Origin of the sequence: Methanospirillum stamsii (assembly GCF_003173335.1) — an archaeon.
In the GTDB taxonomy this organism is placed as follows: Archaea; Halobacteriota; Methanomicrobia; order Methanomicrobiales; family Methanospirillaceae; genus Methanospirillum; species Methanospirillum stamsii.
In genome coordinates, this window is sequence record NZ_QGMZ01000028.1 from 35,638 (window position 1) to 55,888 (window position 20,251).

Consider the following 20,251-nt stretch of genomic DNA (forward strand, 5'->3'; position numbering starts at 1 on the left):
TTATCACATTCCCTGTTGATCTGATTTTGTCATATCAACAATCATATTTTCGCCATCAATAATTCCGTTGCCGATTTCAACAATCGTTCCCCTCTTTTTCGGAATGATGTAGGAAATATTACTCAATACCGTTGTTCCATGAGGCCCGTCACCTTCCAAAACCCGTGCAACAACTAATCTATGGCTTGCCCCGATATAGTTTTTAATTGTTTCAAGCTTTTGTGTATTTGGTAAAGAACCCAGAGCCTGGTTACATTCCTGCATATGGTCACAATTTCTGCTCTCATCCAATACATCCGGAAATAATATTCTTGTTAATCTCTCCGGAGTAATACAATCCAGAAGTTCATCGATGCATTGTACATCGATGAATCCTGCACCCATTGAAAGGACATTTTCCTCCGGTATTGGTTTTGCAGACATTTCAAGGCATTTTTTTATGATATCCGGTGATAATGGATGAATGGTATCGATCCCGCACCTTCTCAAAAAAAGGGAGTATTCGGTATACCACTTCTGTTCTTCATCAGTTCGAAATATCCGGATGCTGGAATATTCCTTTTTCATGTAGATCTTCTCGAGATTATCATGAAACGCCAGATTTGAATCATATCCGGTATCCAGAGCTCCAATGACCGGTGACGTTATGATCGAACTCCATTTTTCCTTCTTATTGAGATCACACAGTTCAAAAATTACAAAACTCAGATAGGATTTAAGGTACATTGCCAATCCGGTCACTTTTGGTGCAGCAAAGCTGGTTGAAGGGGGATAGATATCAGAATTCGATGTCCCATCAGTTACGACTGTAACCCCTGGACCATGGTCATACCCCCTGCTGGATGTATTCAGTATTTTTCTGTTCTGATCTGTTGCACCAACGGAAATTATTGTGGGATGTGTTGCAAGTGCCTGAAGAGTTCCTCCTCCCCCAAGTCCGTTGTTGCCTGCTGCAAATATTACCGGTATATTCATCAGATAAAGCATTAATAAGGCTAGATTTATTGGATCATCATCCGGAATTTCTCTTGGTCCAAGACTAATATTAACGATATCCGGATGCTGCTCAAGTATCCAATCTAATCCCTTGAGTAAATTAACATATGAATGTGGTTTTTCTGAAAATTTGTGAGTATATGGGATTTCCAATCCAGAATATGAGTTCGGACATATGATATAGGGTAAACTTTTACCGACAAATATTGCAGGATCAGCAAAAACGGGTGTGAAAGTCTGGGGACTATATTGAAAGACTGAAAACTTTCCCTCTTGAGAACTCATACACTTTTTAATGTGAGAACAATCTTGTGTGAATATGCAGTACTTCCTCCCGCTCCAAGAATCATGGAAATTTCTCCCTCTTTGGTTATCTGAAACTGAAGAGTAATTACCGCATTCTCAAGTTTGAATTTTGGTTCCTGTAATTCTGCTTCATGAATGGTTTTCTTTATGAGTGCTACCGCTTCTGCTAGTTGTGATGGAATATCCCTGGATCCCATGAGGGTGACTTCATCTTTATCAGGTTTGAGAGAGATTAAAATGGTCTGAATATCCTGTTCTTTCACTTCTCCTGATATGCTTACATTTAATGGCTTGAACTCAAGTTTTCCATTTGCGGATTTCTCTAAAACATTGTTGATTTCAAGATCGATTTTTTCCACATCCAACCCTGATCCAGTGACTGAATATTGAATTGCACGTTTGATATCCCCTATGACAGATGTTAATTCATCAGATCCCATCGTGATGCCTTCACTCTTCATGTTGATTTATATTATATAAATATATTGGATCATATTCTTTTTAGGTCTTCATGATAAACGAATACGATGGAGCAATTCACCATTTTATCATCATCGGGGAGTCAGTAAAACAATTTCCAACTCAACTTTAGAATGCTATCCGGATATTGAATGGAGAGAAATATCAGAAAATGAGGTTTGTATTGGTATTTAATTTACAAACTCTATAGTGTTGTTACACTACTATTAACCGTATGCCCACATTCAATGTTATCCTGGATGCTTTCGAAGAACTCGAGGTGGAAGACCGGAATACCGTATTCATATTTTTAAAAGCAGGATAACAGAATGGAAATGCCATCATTGGCGGCAAGAGCAAAGGAGGCTTTATCAGGCGCAAAATATGAGAAAAAAGAGTCAGGGGGGAGGGACTCTGGGATGATCTGAATGATTGAGATCATCTGGGATGAAAAATTTTAAAGATATTCAAAGCAACTAAGGCCAGATGGCGATCTAAATGAAATGGATAAGGATACAGGTTAAAACGAATTCGAGAACAGAACTCATAGATATTACACATCGTATTTCAGAGGAAGTTACCAGATCCGGGATACAAAACGGAATCTGCTCTGTTTTTATGCAGCATACAACCGCCGGCCTTACTATCAATGAAAATGCTGATCCGGATGTAAAACGGGATATCCTTGTCGGTCTCGCCCGTCTGGTTCCGGCATCCGGAGATTATCTGCATGCCGAGGGAAATTCCGATGCTCATATCAAGGCATCACTGATGGGATTTTCTCTTCCTGTTCCGGTCATTGATGGCCGGCTGGCTCTTGGAACCTGGCAGGGAATGTACTTTTGCGAGTTTGATGGTCCCCGGGACCGGCATGTCCTTGTTGGAGTAAGTGGTGAGTAAGAAAAAAGGTGGAACTCCGGGTATTTCTTATTTTTTCATTGAGGCAACCGTTTACTCGAAAAGAGATATGGATAGGTGGACCCGGGTTGATCCTGTCTATATGGAGGACGGGGTTATCCAGCATACCTGGTATGATAGAGTCCGGTATATTGAGAGTTCTTTTCCGGGATGAATAGACTGCCGGTTTTCGACGGGTTCCGGGTTTATCATGAATGTTTAGAAGAAAATACGCCCGAATTCTGATTTTTTATTTAGGATATGATGGATTATGAGTTTTTCAAAAAATAAAAAGTATGTTTTGAATTGGAATGTTTTTAAGGTAATCATTGGATAATCCGGACAAAAAGATATGAATGGTGAAGAGCCGGAATCCGGATTGATAGGATAAATGAAAGACTCGCCTCGACCAGTTGCTCATGTGGCTTTGTATCAAAAATTTGACATGTGCAACAGCTCCTTAAGATCCAATAATTATGAATCCTTGTGATATACATTATCATTTCTCTACCGAAAAACAATTCATTTCATAGAAACCACATATAATAGTATTATGCGATACACCGTAATGATTAGAGAAGATGAGGAGGGTGGTTTTTTAGCTAGTTGTCCAGATCTTCCCGGTTGTCATAGTGAGGGAGATACTCTGGAAGATGCAATATCAAATATTAAAGAAGCCATTCTCTGTTATCTTGAAAGTCTGAAAAAAGATAATCTTCCTATTCCCATGCCTGCATTATTCGAAACCATTGATATTGCATCAGTTTGATTATAAGTGCGAAATTACCTGTTGTGTCAGGAGAGCAAATAATCAAAGTTTTGTGTAAAAATGGGTATTTTATCCATCACCAACGCGGAAGTCATGTCACATTAAAAAAAAATGGCCCTCCAGTAACCAGAGTTGTAGTTCCATTACATGACCCGGTACGGAAAGGAACATTAAAATCAATATTGTTTGATGCAGGAATAACTACTGAAGAATTTGTTCAATTATTACATAATCATATTTAATGGGCCGGTTGATTCAATACAGACCATCCATCCAATGATACATGTTGCCAAAGTTTTTCGAGTATTTAACCTCAATCCGAATGAATTATTATTCAGGATAGTCGGAGAATTGCGTATTATGCATACCTGACAAGAAGATGATTTGTTCGGGTCTTCCTTCCTGTACCCGGGACATCTCTTCTTCTGGCGTTGAATAGCAAAATAATAAGCACAATTCATGCCACATGGAGTGATAAGTCCGGCGGTTTGCTGCAGAGGAATGGATGGAGTCATATTTCTCTTATTGAGTCTCTACGATAAATGAAAAAATCCTCGTTATATCATCTCATTTTAGATTACTGTTTCTGCTTCTCCGGAATTAATCCGCTGACCCCTCCTTTTGGATCTGCCATGTCCCCGAAATACCTGGGGATGACAAGGATATGCAGGTACATTACCGTCTGACCTGCCGGTCCACCGTCGTTTATCCCGATATTACATCTATCCAGAGAATGTAATATCGTTCCAGTTTTCGGTTCCATAATCCCGTGGTCCGGTGAGGGATGAACTAAACAGAATGTATCCTCTATTCACTCTCCTTTTCCTTATCCGGAGTCTAAACTATGCCTGGCATTATTGATTTTTTTCTTACGGGAGTAAATACCTGGAGATTACGTATCCATACCGGTTCTATTGAAAAGTTGATGGAGTCAGAAGGAAGATGAATTACTTATGAGTGAAGCAGTGGAGATCCCGGATCCCGTGATGCATCTGATTGAACATTAAAAAATCGCCCTGATGAGAAACCTATCGAAGTGATCACGAGGTTCTATAATTCATGGTATTACTGTATATGAACCGTATGGTCAAGTATGGAAGAGTGAATACCGGAGGAGAGAATGAAATGTGCAATTTGTAAACATGGAATTTGTGAACCTTGCACTATTACTGTCACATGAGAACGAGGACATACAACCGTGGTAATCAGACAGGTCCGGGCTATGGTTTGTACCACCTGTGGCGAAGAATATCTAAATGAAGAGATCACTGATGCGGTAATAAATATAGCCGAAAAGGACGTCTGAATGGGGGTTCAGGTGAGTAATAACTGTGGTGATGGATTGGTGTTTCTACAGGGGACATAGCAAAAGTCGATGCGAGAAAGGAGGAATATGCTTACATGGAAAGGCTCAGCACATAGTGAACTGCGGAAAGCTCAACACATAGTGTACCTCAAATGGTCAATTCCGGCTCAGGACATCGTGGACTAGTTAATCGATTTTATAATTATATCTTATTATCTCGTGAACTATCATTTCTTCGTCATTGTAAAGGATAGTAAGTAATTGTAACCCAATATCAATAGTTGCCCATATGTATTCACCGATATATTCTACACCAACGTGGAATGATTCATTTAATACACTTACATTTCCATTACTGTCAACAATTCTTATGAAATGAATCTTACCTGGAAGGAGGGGAATATTTTTCAAATCCAACTTAAATCCACGTTTCAAAATTCGTTTTTGGGGTAAGCATTGAAGATCTTTTTTCTCTAATTTCCAGGCATTAAATCGGTTCTGACTATCACAAAACACTTTAAATTATTTCCGAATGTCTGTTAGACTTGAAAATTCCTCTCTTCTCCAAAATAGCCGATCAAAATTCTTGTTGAACTCTTCTATTGTGCCATTCATCCATGGTTTCGCTGGAGCAATGAATATCACTTCAATCCCAACATACAAACACAATTTAACAAACCGGCTGATAGATCTTGGATGAATAAAATCACCTGCAAAAGACATTCCATTGTCTACCTGGATGTATTTGGGTAGTTGATGTGATTTCCAATATCCTAGTAAAAACTCCATCACATTATCCATGCTTTTACCAGAGTATTGTTTTCCTGCGACCTGACGACCAATGACATCTTTTAGGTGGAGAGAATTCACGGGTCCACAGCCTCTGATATATCTAGGACCGACGAAATCAATCTGGTGTATTTCATCGATATATTCAGGTTTGATGAGAGAATATCTCCCTTTAGATTTCACTCGTTTGTAGCGCTCTTTCTTATTTACACGTAATTTATGGCGCTTAATTATACGTTTAATGGTAGAGAGACAAGGAATTGATTCTGGATCATAATTGAGTTCTTCCATGTGAAATTGAATGGCTTCAGCCCCTACAAATCCATATTGAGCGTATTCGTCATCTCCTTCCATGAGTGACTCCCTGATTCTAATGACAACATTTACTAACTGATCATCTAATTTGTTAGGGATTGTTTTAGGTCTTTTAGAGAGGTCTTTATACCAATCATTTGATCCAGAGGAATATCTTTTCACCCATTTATTCAACCATGATTTTGACTTTCCAAGAATTCTGCAGATATTAACTTGCTTCTCTCCTTCAATGAAGCGTTTTATGGCTTCTTTTCTCATATCCTCTTCGGTATCATCCAAAATGATTCACCGATGAGACCATTGTGACCATGAATGATTAAAAAAAGTACACGATGTCCTGAGCCAAAAAATGTCATTTAAAGTACACGATCTGTTGAGCTAAATTTCTCAAAATAAAAAGGTACACGATGTCATGAACCTTTCCACTTACATCAATAAATTTAGCATCGTGAATATGTGGCAACCCTCTCAAAAAACAAAAAATGAGATTAATTCTCTATAAAATCTGAAATAACAATTACCTGAAACGGTTGATTATTTTTCAACCGTTTATCATTTGTAATAAAACAAGAACAGTTATGGATTTGTGCAGTCGCGAGATGGATGGCATCTGGAAGGTGAATTGCATTTGATGATGCTCGAATCCTGGCAGCCTCCACAAGGATTTGGCGATCAATAGTGGCGAGAGAAAGAAAATCTGATGATTGCATAATTTCTTCATACATCATCTGTAAATTCTCGTTATTGTCCATGAGAGGTTTTATGAGGACCTCTGCAAGGGTTAGTTCACTTGTTACTGCTGTGTAAGTGCCATTATCAATTAGGCCGAAAAGTGAGGTAAGAATCGATTCATATTCGGGGTAACCTTCTCAAGCGTATATGAAAATATTTGTATCAAGATAAATCCTGGGGCCTGTTATAGTCTCGATTATTCCCATGTGTTACGCTCATTCCGGATAAAAGTGTCCACGTCATTTGCATTATTGTAACATCCTTTCCCTTTACCAATAAATCCAGTAAGGCCTTTTTTTGGTTTCTGATCAGTAGTTTCAAGAATTATTACATCAGCCACAGTTCCAGGCTTTAATTCAGGAACACGTACATGAATTGTTCCATCCTGTTCTATAGTCACTCGCTGTCTGACTGCATGTAGCATATTATTACCCCTTGTTAGTAGTATTAAGATCCGATGTCATAATAGGTCTTCCCCTATTTTTCAAAGAAATACCGAGGCCATCCAGTGAAGAAAAACAAACTGGAAAGTCTACCCTTTAGAATTAGTGGCAAATGTCGAAAACTCTCAAAAAAACACTCTCACATACGTAATTCACAAGTAAGTACAATTTTTTATCCGATATCATTACCCAATATTCTCATTTTCACAGATTTTTTGAAAATAGTTAGATAGCATCCGCTAATGAGTGGCAATCTTAAGATTATTGGACTTTTAGTAATATCGCGATAAATCCTGAATATCTACTTCATTTTTCAGAAGTCTGGCCAAAAATACCACTTGATATGAAATAAAATTTAATGCAATAGAAAACTCTTTGGACGATTCTGAATCCATTTTGCACAAAAATTGAAGGTCCGTTTACATACCCTAACCGGCCATCAGAAACATTTACTGATCCAAACACACTGGTTTTTTTCTTGTTGGTTCTTGTTTCACAACAGGACTTTTAATATCATTAGGAATCCACATTTTGCATCGAGTGCCATTTTGTTGAAAATGGCATTCATCTGAACTCCAAATTTCATATTTTCCGCGTTGGAATTTCCGTTTTAGTTTTTTTTAAAACTCTCCTGTTTTTTTGGATCTGACTTTGAACTGATTGGTCGGGGTTTCACCTGACGATACTCTAATTTATGGAGCAGTCTTTGACATTGGCGAACACTAATCATTATTCCATAGGTTTTTTCAATGTGATAACTAAGCAGTTTCCCATCCCAGAGGTTTTGTTCATAATCAAGTAATATTGGGTCTTTTCTTAAAATTTGCTTGATTTCTTCTAATTGTTGATCTGATAGAGAAGAAGGCCTTCCCGTCCTTTGTTCATCTCTTAAACCTTGAAAACTGCCCTCATTAAATTGATTTACCCAATTTTCTATGGTTTTTACCGTATGACCTAAAATTTTTGCCGTTTCTAAACAAGAATATCCCTTTGAAACCAGTAATACTCCATGTAAGCGATGATTATAACGCGATTCGTCATTTGTCATAATTTCTGATTGTATTGTGGTGGCCATTGTTTCAGCATTTATCACTTTCAATCGCCGCATATAGTAATTATTGGGTCCATATTATTAATAAAATATTATGTCTGCCCCAATATTTCTGTGGAAGATGCCATGATTCATGTCCGGGTAAAAAAGACCTTCTCTATCGCCGGAGAAAAGGAACACCAGAAGATCATCCATTAAAATCGTCTGAATAATCAATTTCATGATGTTTTTTGAGATACTGAATAATCTTCAGTGACTCCACCCATCGATTATCAAGCTGGGTTATCAGCGAGTCTATTTTTTTAACCTGGAAACTAATTGCTTTCTGCTTTTCCGGAATCAGGTCTTCAGCAATAATCTCAATTATGGTAAGTGGATTTCGAATCCCATCATTTAATAGCGTTAATTCGGCGATATTCTTCTTAATCTGAATGAGAGCCCGTTCATTTTCGAGCTCTGCATTAATCCTTCTTGAGATATCTTCAATTGAGCCTTCAAACAAAAGAATCTGGCCGTCCTCATCTCTGACAGCCTTTACATTCATTGAGATCCACACATCGGTTCCATCACATCTGGTCTCTTTTAACTCGACTCCTTGAATCTCTCTATCAATCAGAGTTTTTTGAAGAGCATTTACCCAGTTTTTAGAGAAGGAGAATGAGATAGTATCCGGATTATCCAAAGCCGTCTTCATCTCCTGAGGACTTGAAAACCCAAAAATTACCGCAAAGGCAGAATTATATTCGATAAGATCCCCTGAAAGGGAAGTCTGGAAGATTCCCAAAACCGCATCCTCAAAAATGGCCCGATACTTCTTCTCACTAATCTGTAACGCCTGCTTTATATTATTCAACTCTTCATAATTTTGTCTCAGTTCTTCCTCATTTGAGAGAAGTTCCTCATTCATCGATTCCAAGGTCTCTTTTTGGCTAAGAATCTCAAATTGTGACCGGGTTTCAGCGGTATGATCCTCAATAATAGAACAAAAGACATTTTCCTCTCCGAATTCACAATAACTGGTATTTATCCTGAAATACTGGCGTTCATCACCTGTCTTAAGCACCGCATCACAAACCGAGGAACTATTATCCTTTGCTTTTTCCATAAGATTGGTCCATGAATCGGTGGGAAGAATAAACGGTAATGAAAAGATGGTTGTATCAGATATAGAATCACCAGTTTGTCCGATGAGTTTTTTACATGAGATATTCATCTCAAATATCCTCCCTCCGGCATCAAACCAGATAATACCCTCATTTAAGTGTTCAAGGGAATATTCCATCTTTTCAAGGGTCTTCTGACGGAGGGTCTCCTTGGTAATATCAGCAATATATCCTTCAAGAGCAACAAGTGTCTTATCCTCAAAAACTCCGCGACCCTGTTCCCATACCCATTTCACATCGCCGTTTTTACTGATTATCCGGTAGATAATACGATATGGTTTGTTCTCCTCCACTCCCTTCTGCACAAAATCCCACACCATATCCTGATCATCAGGATGGATGATCATAGCATACGATTGAACCCGGTTATAGAGCACTTCCTCTTTTTCATATCCGGTCAGGGACAAAACTCCATCGCTGAGATACACCATCGTCCAATTGGGATCATTTAAGCATCGGTATACCATTCCTTCAAGATTATCAATGAGGGTATTAAGGGTCCGCTGGCTCTCCTTTAATTTAAGTTCTGCATTCTTTAAATCGGTAATATCGGTGTGGGTTCCCACCATCCGCAGAGGTTTATTATCAGAATCATATTCTACCACCTTTCCTCTTGTTAATGTCCACATAAATGAGCCGTCTGCTTTTTGGAATCTGAATTCCACCTGGTATTTTACTCTCCCATCTGCAAGCGTTTTAGATAATGCTTCTTTTACTCGCTTAACATCTGAATCATGAATTCTGGAGAGCCAGTTCTCTAAATCAGAGGGAAAGTCGTCTGGTTCGTATCCGGCCATCCGGTAATACTGGGGAGAGAAAAAAGTCTTGCCTGTTTTAATGTTCAAATCCCATAAACCATCGTTTATTGCTTCCAGGGTCAGGGTATATCGTTTTTCGCTCTGCTGTAGTTCAGCGGTTTTTAGTACAACTATCTTTCGGACAGACCATAACCAGGTAAAAATCACTAAAATGATAAATATTGATGGAATAATGACATAAAAAAAGACTTTCTGAAATAATTCAGATTCATACTGATATTCAAGGGGAGCAAACCAGTAATTTTGAATCTCATTATATCTTCCGTTCCTGGTAATAATGACAATTCCTTCGTTTATCATTCCGATTTGTTCAGGATGAGAGATATGTGATGCAATGCAGAGATCCAATCGTTCAATTGGATCACCCACCGGTTTAATATTGTTTATCCCCAGTTTTTCCATCAGATACGAGGCAACCGGTTTATTAATGATGGCTGCATCGAATTTTCCCTGTGAGAGGAGGGTTAATTGCTGCCGGTAATCCGTTGCAACATATACTTGAGCAGGAAAAGGATTCAACCTCATTTTTTCCTCCCAGATGTCCCCTTTTGCAAGAACTATCCGTTTTCCCTGCACTTCATCAAGTGATGAGATCCCGGAATTATCCGGCACATACAGGTACCAGTTCAGGGTGATAATAGGAACAGAAAATGCAAACCGGTCAGTACGGTTTATGTCATAGGCCATGGTGCCCGAAAAATCAATGGAATCATTGGTGAGGGCATCTTTTATCTCATCCCATGGGTGGGGGGTTATGTTTACCGAGAATCCTTCCTCTTTTGCAATGGCTTTCATAATGTCAACCGAGAATCCGGCTGCATTTCCATCTTCATCTTTAAATTCAAAGGGAGGATAATTTTCATCAGCCCAGTATTCAAAATTCCGGGTATCACGTATGGTATCCGAAAGAACCGGAGAAAGCAGGCTGATAAGAATAATGGATACTATCACCCATGTGGCATATCGAATAAGGAGAGTGGGCAGGCGACAAAAAATCGTAACTCCTGGTCTGCTGCGTATGACAGTATCCATTGGTTCACGTTTGTTTTGATTGATTACCGATTAGTATACTATTCTTCTCCTTAATAAAATCAGAGTCTTTATAATCATTATATATTATCGTAAAAATATCCGGAATCTTATAAATGTCTGGTATTGTGTATGTGTAATACAAAAAATTCGGGAAAATTTTGTATCACAATTCCAGAATACACATCTTTGAATATAATAGTCATAATACAATCCGATATTAAGAAAACCGGTGACATTCCGGAAATTTTCAATACATACCAGAGCCCTACTTCCGGATACCCCTGGAGTATTATCAGATAACTGGAATATTTATCAGAGCATTTATACCAATGATTATCCCATACAAGGAGAAGGGAGCAGGCTTTGCATGTGTGGACGGTTTTGTATTGCAGCATCTCCGGGTGAGATTATGGAGCGATATGATGCAAATCTCCCGGAGGAGTATCGGCCCAGGTATAATGTCTCTCCCGGAACACCTATCCTGACTGTTTCACAGAATGGAACCGATACCATTGCCCAGATGAATGAATGGGGGATTACTTCCGGGCTTTCTCACCGGATTATTAATGCCCGGATTGAGACCGTTCGTGAAAAGAATCTCTTCCGGAAATCGTTTGAAGAGCATCGATGCCTGATTCCTGCTTCCGGGTATTATGAATGGAAGCATGATAAAACCCGGAAAACTCCCTATTATTTTTCATCTCAAAAAAGTCCACTCATCTCCTTTGCCGGGTTTATCCGGCCTTCGCCTGAGGGAGATCAGGTCGTTATTCTTACAACCGAGGCAAGGAAGCCGTATTCAGATATCCATGACCGAATGCCGGTTATCCTGAATCCGGAAAATGAACCGGAGTATTTGAGGGAGGGAAGTATTTTGAAATTTGAGGATGTTTTGGATATCATTGAGGTGTCGTCACGGGTAAACCAGGTAAGTCCGGATGATCCTGACCTTATTAAACCAGTAAACCATCGGTCTGGACAGATGACGTTAGGTGAGACGGAGTAACCTTTTCTTATAATTATTGAAACACAGGGGCATCAATTACTTTTGATGAGTGAATAATACAAAATATGAGATAATCAAATCAATATTCTGGGAAAAAAGATATCTTTCGAAACCTACCGTGGAACATGAACAATACATGACATCTACCATAACCGTATTTTGTGTCTTTTCATCGGATAGAAAATTTTCATACTCTTCTTTTGTAAAATCTGATATTTTTATGATATAATCATGTATTAGCATAAGATAATTACTTATCACCTTTCAAAGGGGAATCGCCTCCTGCATAATTTTATCTTTAATATACCTATGAAGACATCCAGGTTCAACAAGATCTCTTTTCATTTCCAGAGTTCCTTCTAATTCTCCTATATGTACACCCTGTTCAAGAAGACTTTGATCAGGACCACTTTCTGCCAGAAGATCTAGATTACTGTCTGGATTTTAATCTCCCCGGACAAAAAATCCAAAAATTCTGATATTTGTTGCCCCATGTGACTCTGCAACAGAAATAAGGGTGTCCGGATTAGCTTGAATATCTGATATTACAGGATTTTTTTTCATATTTCATCACATCGAACTAATTCCGATCGATTTTTATATTCCTGAGGGATATCTTTGAGAAATAAGATTATCTTTAACTCTTAAAAACTCTGGATAAATACCTGGAAGTAGTTCTGTTGCAGTTTTATAGACAATCTGAATATTCACCCCAAAATACTCATGGATCAGTTTATCTCTCATACCTGCCATTTCAGCCCAGGGAATTGATGGATATTTCACCCGGATCTCCGGAGGGATTTTCTTTGCAGCTTCTCCCATTACTTCAAAAGCCCTTATTACTGCAAATTGAGTTTTTTTATCTTCTGAAAATTCAAAATATGACACATTTTCCGTGAAACTAAGAATCAGTTCAATCATATCACCAATGTCAGTCAGGTAATCCCGGATATCACGGATCATGCATAAACCACTTCAGATAAGATGTATTTTCTGATGTACGGTTTTAATGAGTCTTTTAAAACCAAATCCACTTTTTTATTAAATATTTCCGTCAGGTAATGTTCAAGCCGGATAAACGTAAATAAATCCGGAATTTGGGAAAAAGAAACCAAAATGTCAATGTCACTGGAATCTGTTGCATCACCCCGGACAATAGAGCCAAATAGTCCGATCTCCTGAACATGATATTCACTCTCCAATTTTCCATGGAGCCCTTTTAATTCAGATAATATCTCTTCCCGAGATGAGTATTCTTTTTGATGTGGACTAATCATTTTTAATGATACTTTTTCAATTCTTATTTGAGTTCATTCCACAAAAATGATGTGGTCTCTTTCAATACACCGCTTACAATCTTCTTGTCTACCCTTCTCTCTCCATAACCCGGAGAGTGTATTTAAACACCTCCCCGATTACAAAGATAATTACCCCCGGAACCAGGCAGATAAGCCATTGATCCCCGGATAACGAGACGGTTCCAAAAATATGCTGGAACAATCTCGTTTCCGTAATCATCAGCGTCCCCAGAATAACCCAGAGATACGAATACACCAGTCTGACATTGGTAAAGGTTGATTTCTGGAACGAAGTATCATACGGAAACCGGAGATTTAACGCAACAAAAATATTCATGAGAGAGACTGCTACAACTGCCATCGTCTGTCCGATTTGCGAAGACCCATACGTAGTCTGGCCGATATGATAGATATAGAGAGTCGAAGCGGCCATAAAAAGACCGATAACAAATAGCCGGACATACATCTTCATCGTAATGATGGCCTCTCCATATCTCCGGGGTTTTCTCGACATAATGCCGGGAGATGGAAAATCAAGCCCGAATGCAATACCAATCGGTGCAACAATCAGCATATGAATCCATAACACCTGACCCGGAGTAAACAGAGCGGTTCCGGCGATTGCAAACATGGATGATCCAAGAAACGCCAGGATAAACTGGAAAAGATTTGCAATCTGAATCCGAAGGAACTTCTGCAGATTATCATACACCTTCCGGCCTTCCTTGATTGCCGACACAATTGTTGCGAAATTATCATCGGTCAGGATCATCTTGGCTGCACCTTTTGCAACATCGGTCCCGGTAACCCCCATTGCAATTCCAATATCTGCAGCCTTTAACGCCGGAGCATCATTTACGCCGTCTCCTGTCATTGCAACAATATTCCCTTGTTTTTTCAGGACATTGACAAGTTTAACCTTATGCTCCGGAGCTACCCGTGCAATAACGCCGATATCATCTATCTGTGCTGCTGCTTCTTCATCACTCATCGCAGCAAACTCTGCCCCGGTGATAGCACGGCCTTCGATTCCAAGTTCCCGTCCGATAGTCCCTGCAGTCACGGCATGATCTCCGGTTATCATCCGGACCCGGATTCCTGCCTGCTTTGCCATTGCAATCGCTTCTTTTGCCTCAGCACGGGGAGGATCTACCTCACCCACAAAGGCAGTCATCATAAGATCCTTCATCAGAGGCATCAGGTCAGATTTCGGATCAAAAGTCACCGGATCAAATTCTGCCTGTGCAAATGCCAGGACCCGAAGACCTTCACGTGCAATACGTTCATTTTCGGCGAGAAAATCCTTACGGTCCTCTTCGGTGAAAGGTTTTGCCATTCCATCCGGCAGTAAAAAAGAAGAAGATAATGCAAGAATTATGTCCGGAGCACCCTTAATATATGCACGAATCACCGGTTTTCCGACAGAACTTTTCATCTCATGAAAAGTAGCCATGAATTTGTAATCCGAATCAAACGGAATACTGGCAATCCGGGGATTATTCTTCCGGAATTCAGCGACACTAATACCGCCTTTTTCTGCAAGAACATACAGTGCTCCTTCGGTTGGATCGCCAATAACCTGCCCGTCTTTGATGTCGGTATCGATACAAAGGGCACAGGGAAAGAGGACATGATCAAGATTTTCCTCCTTTCCTCCTTCGGTTCTCTGGATAATGCCCTGAAAACTATACCCCTCTCCGGATACGATATACCGATGCTTAACCGTTGAAATGACCCGGACCGTCATCTGGTTCATCGTGAGGGTTCCGGTCTTATCTGAGTTTATTGCAGAGGTGGAACCTAACGTCTCCACTGCTGGAAGGCTTTTTATGATGGCATTTTTCTGAGCCATTGCAACGGTTCCCATTGCTAGAATTGAGGTGACAACTGCCGGAAGAGCATCCGGAATAGAACCGATTGCAAGAGAAACACCGATATTAAAAAGTTTGTCAAACGACTCTCCCTGAGATAGCCCGATAACGACAATACTTAAAAAGGCAAAACAGGCCATACCGATAATAAAAAGTGTAACCCGGTCTATCTGCAGAGTAAGCGGGGTTTTCTCCGCTTTTTGTTCCGAAAGCATGGTTGCAATATGACCCACTTCGGATCTCATGCCGGTTTCTGTGACCAGTATCTCCCCATGACCACGGGTAACATTGGTATTCATAAACGCCATGTTAATCCGGTCACCAAGGGGAAGGTCTTGTCTTGGAATTACGTCGCTGTTCTTCTCAACCGCCGTGCTTTCACCGGTTAATGCAGACTCTTCAATCTGGAGGTTTGCTGCGATGATTATTCTGCCATCAGCCGGAACACGGTCTCCGGCATCGACAATGACAATATCTCCGGGAACAATGCTTTCTGCTTCGACCTGGATAATGCTGCCATCTCTTCTCACCTTTGCAACCACCTTCATCATTTTGTTGAGAGTGGCGATGCTGGCAGCAGCTTTTGCTTCCTGTCTGAAGCCAAGGGAGGCATTGAAAAGAGTAAGGAGGATCAACAGGAAAAACGTGTGATATTCTTTAATGACCAGGCTTGCAATTGCGGCAATGACCAGAACAATCTGCATGTACGATTTGTATTCGGCTAAAAACCGGACCCAGGCAGGTCTTTCTTTCTCTTCTTCCAGGATGTTTTTCCCGAACTTTTCAATCCGGGATGGAATTTCAGAAACAGACAGGCCTTTTTCTCCGGATACTTCTAAGATTTTCGCCGTATCTTCAGAGGTTAAAGAATACCATGCAGGTTTAGCAGAAGAAGTAATTTTTTCCTTGTTGATTTCATCAGACATTTTCCAGCCCCTATCAAACGCTCTGGATCATTACATGAATATCAGATAGAATAACTCAATAAGGTAAATAAATATGGGTAAAAGACTTTGTTTCAGTTCATCAATTGTTGAAAATTATTTGATGAACCAAAAAAGCAAGGAAAATTGACTGATTTTTATATGATCTAAAACAGATTTCGGTTTCAATATATTTATATACAAATATCAATTTGTATTCTGCCCATGAATAATAACAAAAATTCTTACATTTACTCTAATAGTTCTGGGAATTTTTCACAACCTTAAAATACCAAGTTATTATACAATAAATAACTGGATAAAGATCTACTGTTCAGATTTAGTATCCGGATATTGAGGGAAAAATGGCATATAGTTTTGAGAAGATTGTGAGCATAATAATTATTTTTATGTTTGTCTGTCTCCCTATGGGATGGATGCTTGTCGCAAATGAACCACCTGGAGCATATTATCCGACATCTAATGAAAAAATAGATGCATTTCTTCAGGCAACAGGCCTTTCCATTTGTGAAAAATCCGCTACACAATGGAATGTAATAGGAGCACTCGGAGGTACTTCTGTTTTGATATCAAAAGATTGTCAGGTTACAGAATTAGATTCCAGGGCGTATATTCATCTTCAGAAGTTTGATACTCAGGAACATCGTGATTCTGCAGTAAATTATATTAAAGCCAGTATTAACAGACTTAATATGAATGGTGCTGTTTTCACCTATGGTGCATATGTAATTTTGGTTCAGGGCCCGACAGGTGGAAAACCTAATTTTGAAACCATATCTCAGGTTAAGGAAGCATTAACGGAATAACTCTTTTTTTGAAATGATTGTATTATTCCGTTTATTTTTGGCTCTTCAGCATTTCATGAGGGTAGGTTTAAAGACAACTAGTCACATCGCAGAAATATCATAATTATAAGGTTATTTGGACTACGCTATCCTCGAGCACCTCTTTTCAATATCTGAATCTTTCCATTTATTGCTTCAACAATACCATTACTGATCCTATTAAGGACATTGCTTATAATCCCCGATTTATGATTTCTGACTTTTCTTTGTAATAATTGCTTTATTTCTCATATCCAACACTCGTGGCTGCCGAATGTTGGTTATTATTACAAAATTATGAAATTTTTATACATACCATGAAGTTTGCCTAAGAGGTGTTCAATCTAAATTAAATGGTTTTTCCGGAAATTTAGCACGACCAGAAAAATTCTCAAATAATTAAACCTTAATTAAATGAAAAAAATGGAATAAAAAGAATCATGGATGTATTTACCTCAATGTCAATTTCATAAATTATAAATAAATCTATGGCAAACGTTCTTTTTACCATGAAGATATTATTCCAAAACAGGGTTTTTTCGAGAGAGTGAGAGTTCATAATGAATCGATTATTAGGGTTACTATTCGTCGTGATATTACTGGTTTCTGTAGTATCAGCTGATAAACAGATTATTATCGGAGCGATTATTGATAAAAGTGGAGATACTGCTTCGTTCGCTCCAGGAATAGAAACAACAATTGACCTTGCAGCATCAGACCTGAACGATTTTTACAAAAAACTAAACAAAAATATTACCGTTGTTATCAAGAAAGAATTTACAAATGGTACTTCTGAAAGTGCAGCTACTGCTGCTGAAAACCTTGTTTCTGAAGGTGCCCAGTTAATCGTTGGTCCAACCACTTCAGAAGAACTATCTGGTTGTTTACCAGTCCTTACACGTGAGAAGATACTCTCAATTAATCCAACATCTTCAGTAAAACTTGCAATGCCTGAGGATCCGGTTATCAGATTATGTCCTGGAGATCTGTCACTTATCAACGCTATTGCCAGTTACAATACTGTAATTACAGGGACAATTCCGCAAAAGACTGTGGTTGTATCACGGGGTGACTTATACGGTCTTGATCTGTCTGAAAAAGTGAAGAGCATAACTCAGGTTTCAGATACAGTTATATATTCACCAGGAACACGGGATTTTACGAATACCCTTGAAGAATTAAACTCATCAGTATCATCTCTCATTGATTCGTATGGTGAAAAGAATGTATGTGTCTTTGCGATTTCCATTGATGAGATCAGTGATCTCCTGGCACAGGCATCTGAATATCCAAATTTAAGGAAGATTCAGTGGTCTGGAATGGACGGAGTAGCCCTCAATCCGACGATCTTACTGAATGAAACTGCAGCACAATTTGCATATGACACTCAATTAGCTACTATTTCCTTTAATATGGCACAACCCGGGGGTTCTAATTACTGGCATGTGTATGATAATATACAGGCAGAAACTGACGGACATCAGCCCTGTATCTACGAGATCCTTCCATATGATGAGGTTGTTATGGGAGCCCGCATTCTTGAGAATAATGCGTCAACACTTGAAGAGAATCTCAAATTCGCTGAAATCCTTGGCAATAATATGTATGGAGCAACCGGCTGGCTGAAAATTGATGACAATGGTGACCGGAAGTATGGAGATTATTACTTCTATCTGCCTCAAAAGGGAGCGGATGGTACAATAAAATGGGTACCGTGTTTTGCATATCTGGATGGATTAAACACTACCATTCCTCTCTCTGGAGTTTACAATACATTACTTGAAAAAATAATCAATAAATAACTCATTTTCCATGAAAAACCGGATCTTTAAAGTGGGTAAAGCCCTCAAATCGGATCAGGATCTGGTCTTCTTCTCTTTTTTCATGTTCGATAACAGTTTTAAGGCCTCTTCTAGGGTATACGAAACAGGAATACGGACATTGTGGAATTTCACTTGCTTTTTAGGTTGAGCATAGAGATCGACATACGTTTCATCATTTACAATTAAATGCCAAATTGTAAGTAAGATATTTTTAGGTGAGTGAATGTAAAATAATCCCCGCTTTTTTTCGAATTTTTTTCCAAAAACCCTGAAAAATTGGGATCCATATAATTTATGACATATTTATAACATCCCTTTCAGTTCATCCAGATTCCGGAGAATTTCCTTCTCTATGGCCTCAATTTCTTCGATAATCTTCTCCGGAGGATCGTAACTCACCTGTATATCAATCTCTTTATACCGGGAAATCGAGAGATCATAATTATTAGCAATTATCTCATCAACCGGAACAAAGAAGCATTTTCCTTTTCTATCTGTGGGGTTTTCTGTTTTCCGGTAGTAATATTTATCCGGTCAAATATGGAAACTGCTTCCTGAAGGAGGGAGGGTTTTGCGATGATGAAGACCGCATCTTTCATCTGTTCAGAAAATCGGCTTTTTTCTCCGTTTGACAATTTTTTGATAAAGGGGAACACAACCTCCCTGACATGGGGAAGCATCTCTTCGGCAGGTAGGTTCTTCCAGTTTGACCACCGGCATTCTTCATGTCCGGCAAAGACTGAGGTGTATGGAATCTTTCTGGCTACTGCACGTCGTTCTTCGACAATGTCCATGTCCTCAAGTCGTTTCATGAAGATAAGATATGACATCTATTCGATGGACTGGAGGGGATTTGACATGCCTCCGGACCAGAACCGGTCCCAGAGGGTATCGATGTCAGATTTAAGTTCTGGAGCAAGTCTCATGATAAATAATATTTTTTCCTGAATTCACTCAAAAATTTTTAACATTAGGTTAGAAACGCTGATTATTCGGCCATAAGTGTAAAATAAATGGATAATATCAGGCAGGTAATTCAATTTTTCCTGCAGCAAGAGGGCGGACACAGATGATGGAGCATCCGGACGTGTCATTGCATTGGCATTCATTGCTATCCAACTGGTATCATAACTGAATATCTCAATCTCTCCTGGATTTTCCTTTAGAAACTTTTAAACCGGTTTGATATTCTCCTTACAATAAGGACAAAATTTAGTCGTTTTTGCAAAACGAAGTTCTGATCCACAAAAAGGACAAATACTCATTGAATTTTGCACCGGTGGATGAGAGGAAGGTCTGGGTCCGGACTCTTTTGGCATAATCTCATTTCCACATTGAGGACAAAATTTGGTACCTGACGATTTATCAGACCCGGAAATGGACCGTTACACACAATCCCTTATCCCTTC

22 protein-coding genes and 1 pseudogene are annotated in these 20,251 nt (G+C 39.2%); 8 read left to right on the plus strand and 15 right to left on the minus strand.

What is annotated here, in order from left to right:
* Positions 1-3: 3 nt before the first annotated feature.
* Positions 4-1,281 carry a S8/S53 family peptidase gene (locus DLD82_RS12800; RefSeq protein WP_109941524.1) on the minus strand — a complete coding sequence of 426 codons (1,278 nt, stop codon included), beginning with the start codon at positions 1,279-1,281 and terminating at the stop codon, positions 4-6.
* Complete coding sequence (locus tag DLD82_RS12805) at positions 1,278-1,763, minus strand: trypco2 family protein (RefSeq protein WP_146199794.1); 486 nt, start codon at positions 1,761-1,763, stop codon at positions 1,278-1,280. Before DLD82_RS12805 ends, DLD82_RS12800 begins: the two co-directional genes overlap by 4 nt.
* A gap of 496 nt (positions 1,764-2,259) precedes the next feature.
* Between DLD82_RS12805 and DLD82_RS12810 the strand changes: the two genes are divergently transcribed.
* The 4 genes from DLD82_RS12810 (at position 2,260) to DLD82_RS12825 (ending at position 3,669) form a co-directional block, all read left to right on the plus strand.
* Positions 2,260-2,661, plus strand: a complete 402-nt coding sequence (locus tag DLD82_RS12810; protein WP_109941526.1) for a secondary thiamine-phosphate synthase enzyme YjbQ — start codon at positions 2,260-2,262, stop codon at positions 2,659-2,661.
* The gene (locus DLD82_RS12815; protein ID WP_109941527.1) at positions 2,654-2,833 is read left to right on the plus strand and encodes a hypothetical protein; all 180 of its coding nucleotides are present in this window, start codon (positions 2,654-2,656) and stop codon (positions 2,831-2,833) included. The genes DLD82_RS12810 and DLD82_RS12815 overlap by 8 nt, the downstream gene beginning before the upstream one ends.
* 393 nt (positions 2,834-3,226) lie before the next feature.
* Entirely contained in the window at positions 3,227-3,427 is a 201-nt protein-coding gene (locus tag DLD82_RS12820) for a type II toxin-antitoxin system HicB family antitoxin (RefSeq protein WP_245920442.1), read from the plus strand.
* A 23-nt stretch (positions 3,428-3,450) separates the two neighbouring features.
* A complete protein-coding gene (locus DLD82_RS12825) occupies positions 3,451-3,669 on the plus strand; it encodes a type II toxin-antitoxin system HicA family toxin (RefSeq protein WP_245920445.1) in 219 nt (72 codons plus the stop codon).
* 335 nt (positions 3,670-4,004) lie between these two features.
* Here the strand turns inward: DLD82_RS12825 and DLD82_RS12835 are convergent, their stop codons facing one another.
* The gene (locus tag DLD82_RS12835) at positions 4,005-4,190 is read right to left on the minus strand and encodes an HIT family protein (protein WP_109941530.1); all 186 of its coding nucleotides are present in this window, start codon (positions 4,188-4,190) and stop codon (positions 4,005-4,007) included.
* Between the two features lie 432 nt (positions 4,191-4,622).
* On the opposite strand from DLD82_RS12835, the pseudogene DLD82_RS18975 reads away from it, so the two are divergent.
* Positions 4,623-4,733: pseudogene (locus DLD82_RS18975) on the plus strand (YgiT-type zinc finger protein); the annotation flags it as partial.
* A 186-nt stretch (positions 4,734-4,919) separates the two neighbouring features.
* Here DLD82_RS18975 and DLD82_RS12845 read toward each other — a convergent pair.
* The 6 genes from DLD82_RS12845 to DLD82_RS12870 all read right to left on the minus strand — a co-directional run bounded on the left by DLD82_RS12845 (position 4,920) and on the right by DLD82_RS12870 (position 11,076).
* Positions 4,920-5,168: a hypothetical protein gene (locus tag DLD82_RS12845; protein WP_146199796.1), complete on the minus strand. Its 249-nt coding sequence runs from the start codon at positions 5,166-5,168 to the stop codon at positions 4,920-4,922.
* Positions 5,169-5,255: 87 nt separating this feature from the next.
* Positions 5,256-6,116 (minus strand): helix-turn-helix domain-containing protein, encoded by an 861-nt coding sequence (locus tag DLD82_RS12850; protein ID WP_109941532.1) that lies wholly within the window; start codon positions 6,114-6,116, stop codon positions 5,256-5,258.
* A gap of 209 nt (positions 6,117-6,325) precedes the next feature.
* The gene (locus DLD82_RS12855) at positions 6,326-6,682 is read right to left on the minus strand and encodes a type II toxin-antitoxin system VapC family toxin (RefSeq protein WP_109941533.1); all 357 of its coding nucleotides are present in this window, start codon (positions 6,680-6,682) and stop codon (positions 6,326-6,328) included.
* An 83-nt stretch (positions 6,683-6,765) separates the two neighbouring features.
* Complete coding sequence (locus DLD82_RS12860) at positions 6,766-6,993, minus strand: hypothetical protein (RefSeq protein ID WP_109941534.1); 228 nt, start codon at positions 6,991-6,993, stop codon at positions 6,766-6,768.
* Positions 6,994-7,622: 629 nt separating this feature from the next.
* A complete protein-coding gene (locus DLD82_RS12865) occupies positions 7,623-8,105 on the minus strand; it encodes a helix-turn-helix domain-containing protein (protein WP_219968380.1) in 483 nt (160 codons plus the stop codon).
* Between the two features lie 145 nt (positions 8,106-8,250).
* On the minus strand, positions 8,251-11,076 hold the full coding sequence (locus DLD82_RS12870; RefSeq protein ID WP_109941536.1) for a PAS domain-containing protein: 2,826 nt from the start codon (positions 11,074-11,076) through the stop codon (positions 8,251-8,253).
* A gap of 229 nt (positions 11,077-11,305) precedes the next feature.
* On the opposite strand from DLD82_RS12870, the gene DLD82_RS12875 reads away from it, so the two are divergent.
* On the plus strand, positions 11,306-12,082 hold the full coding sequence (locus DLD82_RS12875; protein WP_109941537.1) for an SOS response-associated peptidase: 777 nt from the start codon (positions 11,306-11,308) through the stop codon (positions 12,080-12,082).
* Between the two features lie 597 nt (positions 12,083-12,679).
* Here DLD82_RS12875 and DLD82_RS12885 read toward each other — a convergent pair.
* The 3 genes from DLD82_RS12885 to DLD82_RS12895 all read right to left on the minus strand — a co-directional run bounded on the left by DLD82_RS12885 (position 12,680) and on the right by DLD82_RS12895 (position 16,177).
* Positions 12,680-13,003 (minus strand): HepT-like ribonuclease domain-containing protein, encoded by a 324-nt coding sequence (locus tag DLD82_RS12885; protein WP_245920443.1) that lies wholly within the window; start codon positions 13,001-13,003, stop codon positions 12,680-12,682.
* Between the two features lie 38 nt (positions 13,004-13,041).
* Complete coding sequence (locus DLD82_RS12890; RefSeq protein ID WP_109941540.1) at positions 13,042-13,359, minus strand: nucleotidyltransferase family protein; 318 nt, start codon at positions 13,357-13,359, stop codon at positions 13,042-13,044.
* An 88-nt stretch (positions 13,360-13,447) separates the two neighbouring features.
* Entirely contained in the window at positions 13,448-16,177 is a 2,730-nt protein-coding gene (locus DLD82_RS12895; RefSeq protein WP_109941541.1) for a cation-translocating P-type ATPase, read from the minus strand.
* A 362-nt stretch (positions 16,178-16,539) separates the two neighbouring features.
* On the opposite strand from DLD82_RS12895, the gene DLD82_RS12900 reads away from it, so the two are divergent.
* Positions 16,540-17,001, plus strand: coding sequence for a hypothetical protein (locus tag DLD82_RS12900; protein ID WP_109941542.1), 462 nt, complete (start codon positions 16,540-16,542; stop codon positions 16,999-17,001).
* Positions 17,002-17,126: 125 nt separating this feature from the next.
* Here the strand turns inward: DLD82_RS12900 and DLD82_RS19600 are convergent, their stop codons facing one another.
* Entirely contained in the window at positions 17,127-17,264 is a 138-nt protein-coding gene (locus DLD82_RS19600) for a transposase (protein ID WP_109941553.1), read from the minus strand.
* A 315-nt stretch (positions 17,265-17,579) separates the two neighbouring features.
* Here DLD82_RS19600 and DLD82_RS12910 point away from each other — a divergent pair, with 315 nt between their 5' ends.
* A complete protein-coding gene (locus DLD82_RS12910) occupies positions 17,580-18,821 on the plus strand; it encodes an ABC transporter substrate-binding protein (RefSeq protein WP_109941543.1) in 1,242 nt (413 codons plus the stop codon).
* Between the two features lie 473 nt (positions 18,822-19,294).
* Here DLD82_RS12910 and DLD82_RS12915 read toward each other — a convergent pair whose 3' ends face one another.
* Both DLD82_RS12915 and DLD82_RS19655 read right to left on the minus strand, forming a co-directional pair.
* Positions 19,295-19,672, minus strand: coding sequence for a type I restriction-modification system subunit M N-terminal domain-containing protein (locus DLD82_RS12915; protein ID WP_219968385.1), 378 nt, complete (start codon positions 19,670-19,672; stop codon positions 19,295-19,297).
* A gap of 342 nt (positions 19,673-20,014) precedes the next feature.
* Positions 20,015-20,221, minus strand: coding sequence for a double zinc ribbon domain-containing protein (locus tag DLD82_RS19655; protein ID WP_394339584.1), 207 nt, complete (start codon positions 20,219-20,221; stop codon positions 20,015-20,017).
* Between the last annotated feature and the right edge of the window lie 30 nt (positions 20,222-20,251).